Here is a 17,497-nt window from a genome sequence, read left to right as displayed (position 1 = left end):
TTATTATACGTGATTTACTCGATTAACATTAGTCATTATGCAAAGGACAAATGACTAATGACAAGTGACAATCATTACACGCGAGTTGCTCTATTAACACCACTTTCGGCATCACGGACTTTCTTGCTCCGCCACAGTAAAATAATTGGCGTGCCTTTAAATCCTAGCTGTTGACGAAATTGCCGTTCAATGTAGCGGCGATAGTTGTCGTTGAAGCGTTTCGAGTCGTTGACAAATAAAGCGATCGTTGGTGGTTGGCTGCTGACTTGTGTACCATAATAAATCTTCCCTTGACGCCCACCACGGGATGCCGGCGGTGAATGCCAACTCACAGCATCTGTTAAGACTTCGTTAATAACTGATGTGCTGACACGGCGTTTGTGTGATTCAGCTGCCGTTTTCACCAATTCTAAAATCTTTTCTACTCGTTGTCCTGATAAGGCACTCACAAAAATTGTTTCTGCCCATTCGGTAAAATGTAACCGTGATTGCAGAGTTTTTTCGTAGTCGTAGATTGTGTAAGAGTCTTTTTCGACAGCATCCCACTTATTAACGACGATGATGCAAGCTCGACCATCTTCGATAATCCGCCCAGCTAATTTTTGGTCTTGCTCGGTAACTCCATCTACGGCATCGATTACTAATAAAACCACGTCAGCGCGACGAATCGCTTTGAAAGCACGGTTAATACTAAAAAATTCTGTGCCGTATTCGATGTGTTTCTTTTTACGAATGCCGGCGGTATCAATCAAGCGATAGGTTTGTCCGGCTCGTTCAATGACAGTATCAATAGCATCGCGGGTTGTGCCGGAAATGGGGCTGACAATTGCCCTTTGTTCCCCGACAAAAGCATTGAGTAAGCTCGATTTGCCCACATTTGGGCGTCCTACAATTGCTACTTTGATTTCATTCGTTTCTGGAATGTCTTCAATAGCAGGGATGTGATTAACTAACTCGTCGAGTAATTCTCCTGTACCACTGCCATGAATCGCGGAGATGGGGTAAGGCTCGCCCAATCCCAATTCCCAAAATTCGGCAGCTTGCATTAAGCCTTGTTCTGGCGATTCACATTTATTTACAGCTAGTAGTACAGGTACCGGTTGTTGGCGCATCCATTCGGCGATTTCTAAATCTGCCGATGTGGGGCCTGTTTTACCATCGACGACAAAAATAGCGGCACACGCTTCTGTAAGGGCTGTCATTGCCTGTTGGCGAATCAGTGGTAAAAATTCGGTATCATCATTAAAAACTAAACCACCAGTGTCTACCACTAAAAATTCGCGACCATTCCAGAAAGCTGGAAGATAAGTACGATCGCGTGTCACTCCCGGTTCATCATGGACAATCGCCGTTTGTTCCCCGGCGAGTCGATTAACCAGGGTGGATTTGCCCACATTTGGGCGTCCGATAATTGCAACAATTGGCAGTGCCATAAAACCAGGGTAAGTGAGAGACGTAGTATATCACGTACTTACATTTTACTCACTTTAAACTTGAAGTTTTAATAATTTCCCATCATCTGAGGCGATGTCTACGATGCAATAGGGTTCGGGTTTTGGGGTAAAGGGGAAAGGGGAAAGGGGAAATTCAAACCTTTTTCCTTTACACCTTCCCTTTTCCCAAACTACAAGGGAGGTGAAGAATTCTTATCTGAACCGTATTGGTCTACGATGGGCTGTTTGGTAATGCCATACTTTGAAAAATAAAAAAGGTAGGAGGATGTCCTACCTTTTACCCAAAAAAAGCATTTTGTAACCAAATACCAAATTAAATATCACACACGCTTTTGACGTATCTATTGCAAACCTATGACGAGTGTATGACGTTTAATTTGTAGCTGATTTCGCGATTACTCCCAGTTGCAACCCAGGCGGATAGCTACCTTCTTCCTTGATGCGCTTAATTTCAGCATCGGTTATCTGCAAATTTAACTTTTGTACCAGCGATCGTACAATATCTCCCCGATCGATTACACCAGCTACAGCACCAGCCGGAGAAAGGACAGTAATTCTCGGTAACTGCTCATTTTCTAGCTTGTTAATTACCTCAGCGATCGCTGTGGATTCTGTTACGGTAGGTATTTCTGTCAGTGGATGCACTATGCTGTGTAAAGTTTCAGTTTCCCATTCACTCCTTTGGGTTAAACGGAAATCGTCAATGGAAACTAGACCCCGGTAACGTCCATCAGAAGCGGCAAAATAAACTTGTGAGGGATTGGTTTCTAAGAGGTATAAATCGGCAAAGGAACGCAATGTTTGGTCGGCATCAATTACCCGAAAGTCACGAGTCATCGCATCGGCAGCCACCACCTTGAGTAGGCTTTCTTGCAATGTAGTCATGTTGTCATAGGTGTTAGCGTTGCGGACAGCAAACCAACCTAACAGCGCAATCCACAAACCAAGTACTAACTCTTTGGTGACGAAATCTACAACAAATCCGAAAGCGATCGCAGCATAACCCAATATTTGCCCAGCCCTTGCAGCCCAGTGTACGGCTTGAAAACGATTACCTGTAATTTGCCATAGTGCTGCTTTTAACACTTGCCCTCCATCTAGGGGTAAGCCGGGAATCAAGTTAAATAGAGCTACTACTAAGTTAATTCTCGCTAAATCTCCAACCATGACACTGAGGGGATTAGTATCAGGGATCGCAAAAGCTGCCAGACGGAGCAGGACAAATAGGATGATACTCACCAAAGGGCCAGCGATCGCAACTTGAAAGGCTTTAAAAGGAGTTTTAGATTCTTCTTCAATGGCAGCAATTCCGCCAAACATAAATAGGGTAATTGAATTAACTCTAATGCCTTGCGATCGGGCTACCAAGCTATGACCCAACTCATGCAATAGCACCGAAGCAAATAGCAGTAGTGCCATAACTATTCCAGCACTCCAAGCTATAACAGGCCCCCATTCCTGGTAAGCTACCCCAAAATTCAGGGTTGCCAACCCTAAAATCACAAACCATAACGGGTCTAAAAACAGGGGAATTCCAAATAATGACCCAATTCTCCAATTTGTTTGCATTACACTGCCCTAAAACTAGATATCGCCAGTACTTTTTATACCGAAATCCTATGCATATTCGTATACACATTTATATTGAGCATCAATTCGGTAGTAACAAGTGACGAAATGCTCTTATTTCTAGAATAGACAATTAATGCCTGTGAGCAAAACTGTGGAATTGGGAATTGGGCATGAGGCATTAGAGGCAGGTAAGCAGAAGGAGAGGGGCAGAGAGGCAGAAGGGTCACTGTAACTTCTCCTCTGCTCCCCTGCTCCCCTGCTCCCCTGCTCCCCTACTCCCCCTGCCCAAAATCATTTTTAGCAGTTTTGCATTGATAGCGGGGTTACAAGTAACACCTCTGCGATCGCAAAACTATAGACGACCGATGTTAGTCAATCCTAAAACGATGCCAACGCCAATAATATGACCAAAAGCCATCGCTGCAACGAATGTTGGAATACTAACGGGCAGGATGGGGAACTTGGGGCCTACTAAAGGTTTTTCAATCCTCGTACTTAGCAAAAGAACTACTAAGCTACTAATGCTGATGATGATGCCCACTGTAGGATTCCACGCAGGTGTTGCGGGAACAGTTTCAGCTGCTGCTAATAAAATAGATGAAATCAAGCTTTTGTCTCCTAAAATGTAGACCTACAAGATTATAAAATTACCAAGGCACAAAAGTTTTTCAGATAATTTAGAATTTGTTGATATTATTTTAAATTTGTTAAATTTTTATGCGCGTTAAGATTTGCGGCATTACTCAACCACAGCAATCTATAGCGATCGCCTCTCTAGGCGCAACGGCACTAGGATTTATTTGTGTGCCAAACTCACCTCGTTACGTGACTACATCCCAAATTCGGGCAGCAGTGGCAGAACTCCCGGCAAATATTGACACAATTGGGGTTTTTGCCAATCTTAGTATCGCTGAAATCAGTCAGATAGTTGCTGATTCTGGATTGACTGGTGTGCAGTTGCACGGAGATGAATCACCAAATTTTTGCTACCAATTACGTCAAGCTTTACCCAATGTCGAAATTATTAAAGCACTGAGAATTCGCAGTCTTGAGCATCTTGACACAGCGGTTGATTACACCAAATTTGTAGATACTTTGCTACTTGACGCCTACCATCCGCAACAACTAGGTGGTACAGGCAAAACTTTAGATTGGACGATGCTAGAGCAATTTAGCCCTAGTTGTCCTTGGCTTTTAGCAGGAGGATTAACAGCCGATAATATTGTGGAAGCCCTAAATCAGGTTAATCCTAGCGGCGTTGATTTATCTAGTGGTGTGGAACGGACACCAGGAGATAAGGATTTAGACAAAGTAGCACTGCTATTTCACAGTCTAAAGAACATTGAGTTACTTAGAAGTTAGGAGCGATCGGTTGTGAATTAACTCCTAACTCCTAACTCCTAACTCAGTACTTAAAAAAATGCTGGTTGGTGGCGAATTAAGTTAAAAAATTCTTCGCGGGTTTTTTGCTCCTCTTGAAACACACCAATCATTGCGCTAGTAACAGTCCAAGAACCTGGTTTCTGAACGCCCCGCATTACCATGCACATGTGGCTAGCTTCCATAACTACAGCAACGCCTTGAGGTTCAAGAATCGTGTGAATTGCTTCAGCAATTTGGCGGGTTAGTCTCTCTTGTACTTGTAAGCGCCGAGAATACATCTCAACAATCCGGGCTAGCTTACTCAGTCCAACAACTTTTTGGTTGGGGATATAAGCAACGTGTGCTCTACCCATAAATGGCAGCATGTGATGTTCGCACAGACTAAAGAAGTTAATATCTCTAACAAGTACCATCTCGCTATGCCCTTCATCAAAGATGGCATCGTTAACGAGTTCTTCAAGAGATTGGTTGTAGCCACTGGTAAGAAACCGCATTGCTTCGGCTACTCGTTTGGGTGTTTTCAGGAGTCCTTCGCGTTCGGGATCTTCACCAACTCCCAATATTAGTGTCCGCACGGCATCCTTCATTTCCTCCAGATGTTCCTCTTTTGGCGGGGACACATCCGCTTGTCGCCCGTTGTGGGTGTTGCGATCGGGTCTAGGAGTTATGGCTTCTGCCAAATCGGGAATCAGAGGCGATTGAGAGCAATTGGAACCGTTGGAACTAGCAATAGTCATGATTCAGTCTTGGTTATGGTTTAGTCATTAGTCATTAGTCATTAGTCATTAGTCATTGGTCATTTGCAAAAGACAAAGGACAAAGGACAAAGGACGAAGGACTAATTAGAGTGCGCCAGCGCTGGGCATCAGAGTCAATTCATCAATCACTGCCTGTTGTGGTAACAGAACTGTGTTGAGAATTGATTGAGCCACAATTTCCGGGGTTAACATTTTAGAACGGTCTAAGTTGACATGGACTGTTTCTGTATCCCAAAGTTCGGTATTGACTGCGCCAGGACAAATAGCTGTGACACGAATGCCGTGAATGCGTTCTTCTTGTGCCAGGGTTTGAGAGAGGGCTATCAAACCAGCTTTGCTGACGCTGTATGCTCCCCAACCGGGAAAGGGTTGCTTGGCGGCAATTGAGGCGACGTTGATAATTGTGCCTGTGCCCCGATCGCGCATTGAAGGTAAAATCCCCACAATGCACTGAAACACACTGGTGAGATTCAAGTCAATTACCTGCTGCCAGCCCTCTAAAGGTATTTCGCTTAAAGCGCCTGTATAAGCGATGCCAGCATTGTTTACCAGAATGTTTAGATCACCAAAGTCAAGGGCGATCGCTTGGATCTTGTCTTTGACTTCCAAAATCCGCGCTAAATCTACAGCGTAAGCTTTCGCTTCCACCCCAGTATGCTCTACGGCTTCTCTTACCGCCTCCAACTTATCCAAAGAACGGCTGACTAAGGCAACATCTATTCCGGCTTTGGCAAAGGCTAAAGCCGTTGCTTTCCCAATTCCACTACTTGCCCCAGTAATCAGGGCGCGTCGTTTTTGCTCAACACTCATGGTGTCTCCCAATTTTTTGACAGTTCCCAAAACCTATTACCACCCCATTATTCACACTTCTCGGTTTGCATAGATTAAAGGAATCTAAAAATCTGATGATTTTCATTAAGCAGATGTTATGATTCAGCACAATAGTAACCATCTTGTGGTTTTTAACAGTAAATACAACAAATTGTTGCCTGGAAAACCACGCGGTACATCGTACATTCAAATTAGATTATTTACATAATACAAAACCCACTCAATCAAATTGAGTAGATTTGCAAAAAATGCAAATGCCTATGGCTAGATTGTTAAAAATCTTTAAGCACATAGGCAATTATAACATTGCTGTTTTGCTAATCTATCATTATAGAGTTGCTTTAGTGGGCAACTTCTGTAAAAACACCAATTTTGCGGAATTTTTCATAGCGCAGTTGGCGGCGTTCTGGAGCAGTTAAACGATTGAGTTCGTCTAAGTTTTCCATCAGCACTTGCTTAAGAGTAGTAGCGGCTTTTAAGGGGTCGGAATGAGCGCCACCAGTGGGTTCAGGCAGTATTTGGTCGATAATTCCCAACTTTTTCAGGTCATGGGAAATAATTTTTAGCGCCACAGCGGCTTGGGGGGCCTTACCAGCGTCTTTCCACAAAATTGCGGCGCATGCTTCGGGAGTGGCGACGGTATAAACGGAGTGTTCAAACATGAGTAAGCGATCGCCTACACCAATACCGAGTGCGCCACCAGAACCACCTTCACCGATAACTGTGCAGATAATTGGCACATCCAAGCAAAACATTTCCCGTAAGTTGTAAGCGATCGCTTCTCCTTGACCTTGGTGTTCTGCTTCTACCCCAGACCAAGCTCCTGGTGTGTCGATAAAGGTTAGTATCGGCATACTAAACTTGTTGGCGTGTTCCATCAACCGCATAGCTTTGCGATAGCCGCCAGGGTAAGGCATTCCAAAGTTACGGGCAATATTGTCTTTGGTATCGCGGCCTTTTTGATGACCCAACATTACCACAGGTTGTCCACTCAGACGACCAACACCACCAACTAAAGCCGGATCGTCACCACCACAGCGATCGCCATGCAATTCCATCCATTCATCACTAATTGCCTGAATGTAATCGAGAGTACTAGGGCGACGCGGATGACGAGCGACTTGTAATCGCTGGGACGGGGATAGACTAGTGAAAATTTCCTCACGTAGTTGCATGGCGCGTGCTTCTAGTTGACGAATTTGACCAGAAACATCGACGCCATTTTCTTCTGCAAGTTGCCGAATTTGATCGATTCGGGTTGCAAGTTCTGCTAGGGGCTTTTCAAAATCTAACAGTAGCGGTTTACGCTCGGTAGTTGCCATCGTAGGGTTTATAAGTACGAGTTATCTATTTTTTTGTCCTTTGTCATTTGTCCTTTGTCCTTTGTCCTTTGTGCAAATAACAAATGACCAATGACTAATGACCAATGACCAATGACCAATGACCAATGACTAAACCAACAGCGGTCTAAATCCATGTTTCACTGATACCTTACCAATCTGCTCCATTTTGTCTACGGTAATCTGATTCCGTCCCCAGGAAAAGTTCGTGTATAACTTCTCAAATTCCAACAGCATTGATTCGGCAAAACAAGCAAACAACTGGCGGGCTGGCACGTCCATATTGACGATTTTCATAATTTTCCAGTCAATATCCAAGGAATGCTCGACAATCCCACCATTTAACACATATACACCAGGATGCTGAACTTTTGTTGCTAAGTTTTTCGGATAGCCACCATCAATCAATAAACAGGGTTGTTTCAAAGTGGCCGGGTCGATTTCCACGCCTTTGGGCATACTCGCAACCCAAACTACAATATCAGCTTCAGGTAGTGCTTCTGTCAAACCCATGATTTTTCCTCGCCCTAGTTCGCCTTGCAGTTCTTTGAGGCGTTCTTGGTCGCGGGCAATCAACAGAAGTTCTTTGACATCTGTTTTCGCATCTAGCCAGCGGGTAACTGCACTACCAATATCTCCTGTTGCCCCACATATAGCAACAGTCGCTTTTGACAGATCGATTCCCAATTGTTTTGAGGCTTCTTCCACCTGCTTACAAATTATGTATGCAGTATGTGTGTTTCCTGTAGTGAACCGTTCAAACTCTAGTTTAATGTTGCGGACTTGGCTAAATTGGTCTAACTTAAAGTTTTCAAAAATAATCGAGGAAAATCCGCCTAAAGCTGTAATGTTAATGCCATGCTTTTGTGCATGAGCCATCGCGTTGAGGACTTTGCGGGTTGCGGCTTTGATGCGGCGACTAGCCAGCATCTCCGGCAAAAAGCAAGATTCTACATACCGTCCTTCAATTTTTTGCCCAGTTATACTGGTGACAATAATGGTATCGACAATTTGCGGTGGGGCGCTGCACCAAAAGTCTAGCCCTTGATCGGCATATTCTGGGTATCCCAATTCTTGAGCCACCGCTTGAGCGTGTTCTAAACTAGTCAGATGTCCAATTAGACCAAACATGTAGTGATTATTAGGCTTATGCGTCTTGAGGGCGGGGAAATTTTCTAGAGTTAGGAGTTCTGAGTTCTGAGTTCTGAATTTCATCGACTCAGCACTCAGCACTTTTGTACAGACGCGATTAATCGCGTCTCTACTCAGGACTTTTTCAAGCGGCGATGAGTCCGTAGGCTGACAAGCGCATGATGTCGCGAGTCGTGAAGCCTATGTTACTTAATGCTTCACCGTATTGAATCATAAAGTCTTCAACTAAAGCATCTTTTTCCATTGCCATTGTCTGGGCATCACCCTCTACTTGGTTGAGCATTTTCCAGACGATGGGTAGGTTCTGGCGATTTGCTAGTTCAAGTTCAGCTTTGGATTCTGTAAAGTGTTCTTTCAACCAAACTTCTCCAAAGTTGAGGTGGCTATACTCATCTTTTACTACTCCCTCCGTGATTTTGCGGGCAAAAGCGTCGGCAACAGGGATGTAAATGTTATATGCTGCGATCGCAAAACATTCGATAATCAAAGATTGAATCAACAGACAAGTGACGACTTTGCCGGACGCTGCTGCTGTTTGGAAATTTTGGTGTAGTCCAGAGAAAAATTCCTTGGCAAATTGCAAATCTGGGGTAACTTCCAAATTCCGCCCACAAGCTTCAAATCCTTTCTTGTGTCGGCTTTCCATCTTGGAGAGGCGAATCAATTCATCATGAGATTCTGGCAGCAGTTGGGCTAATGTGATGTAATTTTCATGGGCTTCTTGTTCCCCTTCAATCACGATCGCATTAATCCGGCTATAAGCATCTTTGTATCTTTCGCTCTTGAAATCTAATTCTTTAAATTGGTCTGCAAGCTGCTGCATAGTTATCTTTACTCCTGTAAACCTGAGTTATTTGACACCAAGTATTGATTTTCCCTATGAACTAAGAGTAACAATTACTGTGGTTTAATTTAACTTAACAAGTAGACTATGTTTATAGATTAATTGTTGCTGGGGGGCAATGTTCTAGTACTAGCGAAATAAATGCTTTGCAGTTTAAGTTTATGTTCAAATCAAACCCGAATCTGAAATCTAGCGATTTTTTGAGCCTAGTAATCTTACTGCTAGGGGCATTTATCGTTTTACTACCATTGTTTGTGGTCTTTCTCACCTCCTTTGCACCGACATCCGCTAGCCCAGAAAATTTGTTCAAAAATAACTGGTCTTTAGCAAATTACCGCATTGCGTGGCAACAAGGAAAATTTTTGCTCGCGTTTGCTAATTCTACCTTGGTAGCGATCGCTGTGACGGCGTTTCAGATTGTCACTTCTGCTTTGGCTGGTTACGCTCTAGCACGGTTGAAGTTTCGGGGACGCCAAGCACTGCTATTAGTCGTTTTAGCAACTTTAGTGATTCCTTTTCAGTTATTGGTGATTCCCATCTTTTTGGTGTTGAAGTGGGGACACCTGATAAATACATACTGGGCGCTGATTTTACCCACTGCGGTTAGCGGATATGGGATTTTCTTATTACGTCAGTATTTCCAGACAATTCCTGTAGAGTTAGAGGAAGCCGCAGCGATAGATGGGGCGAACCGACTGCAAATTTTGTGGCAGGTGATGTTACCTTTAGCTCGTCCGGCCTTGCTAACGCTGTTTTTGTTCACCTTCATCGGTGAGTGGAATGATTTATTTAAGCCTTTAGTATTTACGACAAGACCAGAATTAAGGACAGTGCAACTAGCGTTGGCTGAGTTTCAGGAGCAATTTACGAATAATTGGCCCTTGATGATGGCAGCAGTGACAATAGCCACAATTCCAGTGATGGTATTATTTCTCATCGGTCAGCGTCAATTTCTTCAAGGTATTGCTGCGACAGGGATTAAGAATTAGTGGGGAAGGCGGTAAGTGGAAGCCCGATTTTAGTTACTAGACGAGATGCCCACTCGACAATAAATAATTTGAATTGGTATTAGTTAAAAATAGCTGTAAATAAAATCCCGTAGGTAAATTATGAACTTTTGTGACACTGACCGTAATCATTGCTAACTAAACTGAAGCAATAATTATCCACCTCCCGTCAGGAACGAAAACACTCATGAGTTCTCAACAAGTTATAGATCCTCAAATATTACAGCAGTTACAAGAAGAGATTCAGCAGAAAATGAATGAAAGCCTAGAAAACGCTGACTTACATTCAGTGCTTGAAAAGTACGGCTTATTAGAATATAGAGTCTTGAGAATTCATTGGCAGTGTAATCTCGATCCCAATCAACTCAAATCCGATGATGCAGTTGATGAACAGCAACCCAATACATTATTGGCAGAAACTTCAAGACCTTCAATACCAGAAATTGTGTTAGTCAAAAAAGCATTGTGTATCCCTTGCCCATCAACTGGTAGCCCTTTAGGCTGTAACTGCTAAATAATTTAATCTTCGGACTGCAAAGAGTTTATTCTAGTGAATGTAAAAATACTAAACTTTGATTTTATGTAGTATTAAAGTTACAGAGATAACATCAACGTACTAACATCACTACTTAGCAAAAAGCAGTATTTTAATAAACTCTGATGTTTTGAGCGCCAGTTTTTCATGTCTCAAAAACGAAGCAGTTGCCACTGGAAGTTAAAAATAGTGAGTACTTTAGTAATTGCTAAAGTGCTCATTTTTGCTGAGAGTTTTGCTCTAGCTCAGATTCAAAAAGATGCCACACTTGGATCTGAAAGTTCAATCATTACACCAAAGCTCATCGATGGTCAGCCTATAGACCAGATTGATGGTGGAGCAGTTCGTGGTACAACCTTGCTCCATAGCTTTGAAAAATTTTCTATCTCTGCGGGAAGGACAGCCCATTTCAACAATGCAATCAATATTCAGAACATCATCAGTCGGGTGACAGGCAATTCTGTTTCTAATATAGATGGCATTCTCAAAGCTAACGGTACAGCCAACGTATTTCTGATTAATCCGAACGGCATTGTTTTTGGGCCCAATGCTTCTTTAAATATTGGCGGTTCATTTGTGGCGAGTACGGCGAGTAGTTTGAACTTTGCTGATGGTACAAAGTTTAGTGCTACATCACCTCAAACTACACCTCTACTCACAGAAAGTGTTCCTGTAGGTTTACAATTTGGAACAAATGCGGCGCCCATCCGCAATCAATCCCAAGCAAGTCCCAATAATGCAATTAATACCTTCGCACAAGGTGTTGGTCTACAGGTGCAGCAAAGCAAAACCTTAGCACTGATCGGTGGTGATATAACCCTAGAGGGCGGAAATTTAACGGCAAGTGGGGGAAGAATTGAGTTAGGAAGCGTTGCTGGCAATAGTTTAGTTGGTCTGAATTCAATGAATCAAGGTTGGGCATTAGGATATGAGGGTGTTCAAAATTTTCAGAACATCAAACTCACCCAGCAAAGTCAGATTCCATCTACTTTAGATACCAGTGGCAAAGGTGGCGGTAATATCCACCTGCAAGGACAGCGCGTACTGGTAACTGACGGTTCACAACTTTTGGCTTTTACTCTGGGAGCGCAACCGGGAGGAAATTTAACAGTGAACGCTTCCGAGTCTGTAGAACTTGGATTAAATGCGTTCTTGTCTACTGGAACTTTCGACGCTGGAAACTCTGGAAATATAAATATCACTACCAAAAAGTTGATTGTCAAAGATGGAGCGCAAGTCTTAATGTTCAATGTTGGTTCGGGATTGGCGGGACAATTGACCATCAACGCCTCAGATTCCGTAGAACTAATTGCAGGCATCCCCATTTCTCCTTTGGCAGATGGTAGTGATTTAATATCCAGTGGATTATTTAGTGCAACTTATGGCGCTCAAAATGCTGGCACCATAATAGTTAATACTGGAAAGTTACGTATCGAGGGAGGAGCAGCAATATCAACAAGTTCTGAGGGTATACTTGGGCGTTTTTCTAACCAATTTATACCAGCTACAGGAAATGGAGGAGATTTGACAGTGAATGCCTCTGAGTCTGTAGAATTAATCGGAACCTCAGCAAATGGTTCTAGGCTCAGTAGCTTGTTTGCTGGTACTCAAGGGCCTGGAAATGGTGGCAACTTGACCCTAACTACAGGGCAATTGACGATCAAAGATGGAGCGGCAATCACTGTCAGCAGTGAAGCTCGAAAAAATGTTAACTATCAAGGGGGTGTACCCAATTTCGGTCTAGCAGGCGAACTCAATATAAACGCTCGTTCCATCCTGCTGGATAAAGGAAAACTCACATCTAATAGTGAGTCAGGTAAGGGCGGTGACATTGGGGTACAGGTGCGGGACTTATTACTGATGCGTCGCAACAGTCAAATCTCTACTAATGCCGGAGGTGATAAAACTGGCGGTAATATCACCATCAATGCACCTAATGGCTTCCTCGTCGCCACTCCTTTCGGAAATAGCGATATTACCGCTAACGCCAACTTTGGCTCTGGTGGTAAAATTGCGATCGCCGCTAAGAATATCTTTGGATTTGTGCCACGTACCCGTGCAGAGGTGGAGAGATTCGATCCAAAAAATATAAACCCGAATAACGTACCAACAAGTGACATCACTGCATTTTCTCAGCAAAATCCTTCATTGAGTGGCACTGTACAAATCAATTCACCGGATGCTGACCCCAGTAAAGGATTAGTGGAACTACCTGTAAATCTGGTTGATGCTTCGCAGCAAATTGCTGCTAGTTGTAGTTCTAGTGGAAGAATAGGAAGAAGTTCGTTTTTTACTACAGGGCGTGGAGGAATACAAGCCGATCCCACAGAACCATTGATAGCTGATGATGCAGTGCTAGCAGATTGGATTGCCCTTCCTCCAGAGAGTCAGAATCGTGCTGGCGGTATTCAGAAAAGAACCGTTGTTCAGGCGCAGGGAAACACAGAAGAAAAATCACAGAAGGTTAATTCTGTCAATGAGCCTACTCAAATTGTAGAAGCCCAAGGCTGGGTAGTGGATGCCAATGGAAACGTGGTTCTGGTTGCTCAAGTACCCACTGCATCGCCTCATAACTCCTCGCTGGTTGCTACATCTTGCGGTGCTAATTAAAGATTGAGATTCTCATAACTTTTCTTGCAGCGTCGGCGTAGACACCGCTTCTTTGCAATCAACTTTATATGAGCGATCGCTTTTTCCATTAAATCAGTGCGTTGGCGTAGCCCATCGTAGACATCGCTGCTTTGTAATAACCTTTATCGCCTTAATAAAGCTTCTAAGCTTATCCAAACTGTAAGCACAGTGTGAGACTTGAGGAGATATCAATTATTCAATTCTCTTGAGCGATCAATAGACCTCTTGCATAAGTCAAATAGACCCCCCTTAATCCCCCCGATATATTGGGGAGAAACTTAAAATCTTGCCCCCTCCCCAACACATACGGGGAGGGTTGGGGAGGGGTGATTCAAAGATTTTTGCAAGAGGTCTAATGGTCAGTAGCTAGATTGATGAATGCTTTAAGGAAATCAAACAAAAATATATGAACTTTTGTTACGCAATACGTAATTATAACTAGCAAAGCTGAATTCATAATTATCGGAGTTCACAAGAGCTTTAGTAACTTAACTCTTTCGTCCTCTTATAGACCCCGTATTCTTAATTCCTTCATTGCCAAACTGTACTAATCAAACTCGCGTTAATTTAGTACATCACAAGATAAGTTTATACAATTTACCAGTCTCCAAGGAAATCGAAAATTATGAATTCTCAAAATACACAGCAGTCAACAAACGATACTCACAACGAATTGAGTGAAGACCTGAAGAACTCTGAGATAGATGTTACGCTCGAAAACCACAATATAGAAGACAATTCGCTAGATTTACAGAACAGTACCGAGCTAAATTTAACTCTATCGAATATAGGCGGTTGCTGTCTAGATAAATTTGGACGTTGTGTTCCGTGCCCCCCGCAGCCCTAATAGTATTATCAATTTAATGGCAGTAATCTCAATTTCTTAAGAATTACAGATTTTTTGTAGGGTACAACCAATCTTGTATCCTGCTGCATTTTATTTATTGGTAAATAGCAAAACGCAGATTAGCAATTTCAATGTACTTTACTTAATACAAGTGCAGCGTCACTATTGTTCAGTAATTGTTAATTCTTTGGAGGATTGTGTTAAGTATGAGTACTCATTCAGTCTGGTTTAAAAGTCTAGGAGTTACCATAGGTAGTGCAATAGCTTTCTTTGCAAACTCTGCTATTGCCCAAATTAGCCCGGATAATACTTTACCTAATAATTCTGAAGTTATACAACAGGGCAATATCACAATTATTAAAGGTGGAACCCGATCTGGAAGCAATCTGTTCCACAGTTTTGACGAGTTTTCAGTAATTAAGAATAGTACGGCTGATTTTCAATATATTGGCGATATTCAAAACATTATTAGCCGAGTAACCGGTAAGTCTATTTCTAATATTGATGGCATCCTTACAACTAATGGACCAGCTAACCTATTTCTGATTAATCCCAACGGGATTATTTTTGGTCCCAATGCTTCTTTACAAGTCGGTGGTTCATTCCTGGCGAGTACAGCAAGTAGTCTGAACTTTGCCGATGGTACTAAGTTTAATGCCACAGATCCTCAAAGCACACCCCTGCTAACATTAAGTGTACCCATTGGTTTGCAATTTGGAGCAACTGCAAATTCTATCCGTAATCAATCTCAAGCAAAGGTTGATGGCGTAAAAAATCTCTTTGAGCAACCTGTTGGTCTACAGGTTCAGCCAGACCACACCTTAGCACTTGTCGGTGGCGATCTTGTGCTTGAGGGCGGAAATTTAACAGCAAAATCGGGACGAATTGAGTTAGGAAGTGTCGCCAGTAATAGCCTTGTTAGTCTGAACTCAATAAACAAAGGCTGGGTTTTGGGATATGAGAATGTCCAAAATTTTCAAAATATTAAATTAATCCAGCGAACTGATGGTTTTGAGATTCCATCTATTGTAGATGCCAGTGGTGAAGGTGGCGGTAATATCCAGGTGCAGGGTAGGCAGGTGCTGCTCACTAGCGGTTCAGGAATATGGGCTATAAGTTTAGGATCGCAACCAGGAGGGAATTTTACAGTGACGGCTTCAGAGTCCATAGAACTGATTGACCAAAATACGGCTTTAAGGACTGGGACTTTTGGAGTTGGAAAGGCTGGAGACTTAACGATCTCCACTGAGAAATTGATTGTCCAGGATGGCGCACAAGTGGGAACTTCTACTATATCTGAGGGTGCGGGAGGAAATTTGAATGTTAATGCCTCCAAATCCCTGGATGTCATTGGTACTTCTACTGATGGTATATCGAGTGCATTGTTTAGTACAACCGGCGCTGCTGGACAAGCTGGTGACATAACAATTACCACAGGGAAGTTAAGTATTAAAGATGGAGCAACAATATCAACACAATCTAGTGGAGTAGTAGAAAACTCACCAGAAAACTCATCATTTACAGTAGCTACAGGCAAAGGAGGGAATTTGACTGTGAATGCTTTAGATTCAGTAGAGATAACTGGAAGCTCAACAACAGGTAATTCCAGTGGCTTATTTGCTTCGACTTCAGGTTCTGGAGATGCTGGAAACGTGACAATTACTACAAAGCAATTGATTGTCCAGGACGGATCTGCAATAACTGTGAGCAGTTTAGGGTCTGCAAGTAATCCAGGGAAAGCAGGCGAACTCAATATAGTTGCTCGCTCCATACTTCTGGAAAACCAAGGAAAACTTACATCTGACAACACTGAATCAGGTCGCGGTGGTAATGTTACGCTACAAGTGCGGGACTTATTACTGATGCGCGGCAACAGTCAAATAACCACTAATGCAGGCGGTGATGGAGATGGCGGTAATATCACCATCAATGCAGCTAATGGCTTCCTTGTAGCTGCTCCCGTTGGAAATTTCGGAAATAGCGATATCACCGCCAACGCCGTTTCTGGCTCAGGTGGTAAAATCACAATCACCACTAAGAACATCTTTGGGTTTGTGCCACGCACCCGTACAGAGGTAGAGAGACTCGATCCAAAGGAAATCGACCCGAATAACTTGCCAACAAGTGACATCACCGCATTTTCTCAGCAAAACCCTTCATTAAATGGCACAGTACAAATCAATTCACCAGATGCTGACCCCAGTAAAGGATTAGTGGAACTGCCCGTAAATCTGGTTGATACTTCGCGGCAAATTGTTGCTAGTTGTAGTTCTGGTGGAAAAATAGCAAGAAATTCATTTATTACCACTGGACGCGGAGGAGTAGTAGCCGATCCCACGGAGCCATTGATAGCTGATGATGCTGTACTAGCAGATTGGATCGCGCTCCCTCCAGAGAGTCAGAATCGTGCTGGCGGTATTCAAAAAAGAGCCGTTGTTCAGGCGCAGCGAAACACAAAAAAATCACAGAAAGTTAATTTTGTCAATGAACCTACTCAAATTGTAGAAGCCCAAGGCTGGGTAATGGATGCCAATGGGAACGTAGTTCTGGTTGCTCAAGTACCCACAGCGACGCCCCATAACTCCTCGCTCACCTCTAAATCTTGCCCTGCTAATTAGGCGTGAGTTCGACAAACCTCTCCCTATTTTGAACTATGGTTCAAGCTTGTCCTTCTTTGATCTAAAGAGGGACAGGTTTTGCGTAGTAATACCAGAGAGAGGTATTTGTTTTTTAAGTTGTTTTAGGATAAACGCAATCAGCAAATACGTAGGTGTAGCCAGCCGTAGGCATCGCCGAAATAACAAATGAGTACGTCGAAATAGCAAATGAGTACGCCAAAATAGCAAATGAGTACGCCAAATTAACAAATGAGTTCGCCAAAATAGCAAATGAGTACGCCAAATTAACAAATGAGTTCGCCAAAATAGCAATTGCGTACGCCAAATTAACAAATGAGTTCGCCAAAATAGCAATTGCGTACGCTAAATTAACAAATGAGTTCGCCAAAATAGCAATTGCGTACGCTAAATTAACAAATGAGTTCGCCGAAATAGCAATTGCGTACGCCGTAGCAAATGAGTTCGTAGCGTCTGGGTAAGGAGAGGGAGGAGTAACGAGTAAGGAAGCTTTTTGCTCCCCTCTCC

The 17,497-nt window shown here is 43.0% G+C and carries 13 protein-coding genes; 5 read left to right on the top strand and 8 right to left on the bottom strand.

The genetic code is table 11. The features are described from left to right. Window positions 1–74: 74 nt before the first annotated feature. From der to psaK, 3 genes are all read right to left on the bottom strand, one after another. Window positions 75–1,433 (bottom strand): ribosome biogenesis GTPase Der, encoded by a 1,359-nt coding sequence (der, locus tag NSTC731_RS16550; protein ID WP_445631737.1) that lies wholly within the window; start codon window positions 1,431–1,433, stop codon window positions 75–77. A 393-nt stretch (window positions 1,434–1,826) separates the two neighbouring features. Beyond that, complete coding sequence (locus NSTC731_RS16545) at window positions 1,827–3,023, bottom strand: site-2 protease family protein (RefSeq protein WP_445631736.1); 1,197 nt, start codon at window positions 3,021–3,023, stop codon at window positions 1,827–1,829. A gap of 355 nt (window positions 3,024–3,378) precedes the next feature. Further along, the gene (gene psaK / locus NSTC731_RS16540; RefSeq protein ID WP_322693754.1) at window positions 3,379–3,633 is read right to left on the bottom strand and encodes a photosystem I reaction center subunit PsaK; all 255 of its coding nucleotides are present in this window, start codon (window positions 3,631–3,633) and stop codon (window positions 3,379–3,381) included. A gap of 110 nt (window positions 3,634–3,743) precedes the next feature. Here psaK and NSTC731_RS16535 point away from each other — a divergent pair, with 110 nt between their 5' ends. After that, window positions 3,744–4,388 (top strand): phosphoribosylanthranilate isomerase, encoded by a 645-nt coding sequence (locus NSTC731_RS16535; RefSeq protein WP_445631735.1) that lies wholly within the window; start codon window positions 3,744–3,746, stop codon window positions 4,386–4,388. A gap of 50 nt (window positions 4,389–4,438) precedes the next feature. On the opposite strand, the gene folE is transcribed toward NSTC731_RS16535, so the two are convergent. From folE to NSTC731_RS16510, 5 genes are all read right to left on the bottom strand, one after another. Further along, window positions 4,439–5,146: a GTP cyclohydrolase I FolE gene (gene folE, locus NSTC731_RS16530; protein WP_445631734.1), complete on the bottom strand. Its 708-nt coding sequence runs from the start codon at window positions 5,144–5,146 to the stop codon at window positions 4,439–4,441. Window positions 5,147–5,251: 105 nt separating this feature from the next. Next, window positions 5,252–5,977 (bottom strand): SDR family oxidoreductase, encoded by a 726-nt coding sequence (locus NSTC731_RS16525; RefSeq protein ID WP_445631733.1) that lies wholly within the window; start codon window positions 5,975–5,977, stop codon window positions 5,252–5,254. A 362-nt stretch (window positions 5,978–6,339) separates the two neighbouring features. Next, window positions 6,340–7,320 carry an acetyl-CoA carboxylase carboxyltransferase subunit alpha gene (locus NSTC731_RS16520; RefSeq protein WP_094349744.1) on the bottom strand — a complete coding sequence of 327 codons (981 nt, stop codon included), beginning with the start codon at window positions 7,318–7,320 and terminating at the stop codon, window positions 6,340–6,342. Window positions 7,321–7,449: 129 nt separating this feature from the next. Continuing rightward, entirely contained in the window at window positions 7,450–8,469 is a 1,020-nt protein-coding gene (locus NSTC731_RS16515; RefSeq protein ID WP_445632111.1) for a long-chain acyl-[acyl-carrier-protein] reductase, read from the bottom strand. Between the two features lie 145 nt (window positions 8,470–8,614). Further along, a complete protein-coding gene (locus tag NSTC731_RS16510) occupies window positions 8,615–9,313 on the bottom strand; it encodes an aldehyde oxygenase (deformylating) (protein WP_445631732.1) in 699 nt (232 codons plus the stop codon). 182 nt (window positions 9,314–9,495) lie between these two features. Here NSTC731_RS16510 and NSTC731_RS16505 point away from each other — a divergent pair, with 182 nt between their 5' ends. From NSTC731_RS16505 to NSTC731_RS16490, 4 genes are all read left to right on the top strand, one after another. After that, on the top strand, window positions 9,496–10,323 hold the full coding sequence (locus tag NSTC731_RS16505; RefSeq protein WP_445631731.1) for a carbohydrate ABC transporter permease: 828 nt from the start codon (window positions 9,496–9,498) through the stop codon (window positions 10,321–10,323). A gap of 205 nt (window positions 10,324–10,528) precedes the next feature. Next, window positions 10,529–10,855 carry a hypothetical protein gene (locus NSTC731_RS16500; protein WP_445631730.1) on the top strand — a complete coding sequence of 109 codons (327 nt, stop codon included), beginning with the start codon at window positions 10,529–10,531 and terminating at the stop codon, window positions 10,853–10,855. A 168-nt stretch (window positions 10,856–11,023) separates the two neighbouring features. Further along, complete coding sequence (locus tag NSTC731_RS16495; RefSeq protein ID WP_445631729.1) at window positions 11,024–13,486, top strand: two-partner secretion domain-containing protein; 2,463 nt, start codon at window positions 11,024–11,026, stop codon at window positions 13,484–13,486. Window positions 13,487–14,560: 1,074 nt separating this feature from the next. Continuing rightward, window positions 14,561–16,972 (top strand): two-partner secretion domain-containing protein, encoded by a 2,412-nt coding sequence (locus NSTC731_RS16490; protein WP_445631728.1) that lies wholly within the window; start codon window positions 14,561–14,563, stop codon window positions 16,970–16,972. Window positions 16,973–17,497: the final 525 nt, after the last annotated feature.

The sequence above is a fragment of the Nostoc sp. DSM 114167 genome (genome assembly GCF_052692655.1).
This window is presented reverse-complemented; position numbering and strand designations above follow the sequence as displayed.

Bases quoted from the DNA above. Each gene is read 5' to 3' on its own strand.
- der (WP_445631737.1), bottom strand. From the start codon at position 1,433: ATGGCACTGCCAATTGTTGCAATTATCGGACGCCCAAATGTGGGCAAA.
- NSTC731_RS16545 (WP_445631736.1), bottom strand. From the start codon at position 3,023: ATGCAAACAAATTGGAGAATTGGGTCATTATTTGGAATTCCCCTGTTT.
- NSTC731_RS16535 (WP_445631735.1), top strand. From the start codon at position 3,744: ATGCGCGTTAAGATTTGCGGCATTACTCAACCACAGCAATCTATAGCG.
- folE (WP_445631734.1), bottom strand. From the start codon at position 5,146: ATGACTATTGCTAGTTCCAACGGTTCCAATTGCTCTCAATCGCCTCTG.
- NSTC731_RS16525 (WP_445631733.1), bottom strand. From the start codon at position 5,977: ATGAGTGTTGAGCAAAAACGACGCGCCCTGATTACTGGGGCAAGTAGT.
- NSTC731_RS16520 (WP_094349744.1), bottom strand. From the start codon at position 7,320: ATGGCAACTACCGAGCGTAAACCGCTACTGTTAGATTTTGAAAAGCCC.
- NSTC731_RS16515 (WP_445632111.1), bottom strand. From the start codon at position 8,469: ATGTTTGGTCTAATTGGACATCTGACTAGTTTAGAACACGCTCAAGCG.
- NSTC731_RS16510 (WP_445631732.1), bottom strand. From the start codon at position 9,313: ATGCAGCAGCTTGCAGACCAATTTAAAGAATTAGATTTCAAGAGCGAA.
- NSTC731_RS16505 (WP_445631731.1), top strand. From the start codon at position 9,496: ATGTTCAAATCAAACCCGAATCTGAAATCTAGCGATTTTTTGAGCCTA.
- NSTC731_RS16500 (WP_445631730.1), top strand. From the start codon at position 10,529: ATGAGTTCTCAACAAGTTATAGATCCTCAAATATTACAGCAGTTACAA.
- NSTC731_RS16495 (WP_445631729.1), top strand. From the start codon at position 11,024: ATGTCTCAAAAACGAAGCAGTTGCCACTGGAAGTTAAAAATAGTGAGT.
- NSTC731_RS16490 (WP_445631728.1), top strand. From the start codon at position 14,561: ATGAGTACTCATTCAGTCTGGTTTAAAAGTCTAGGAGTTACCATAGGT.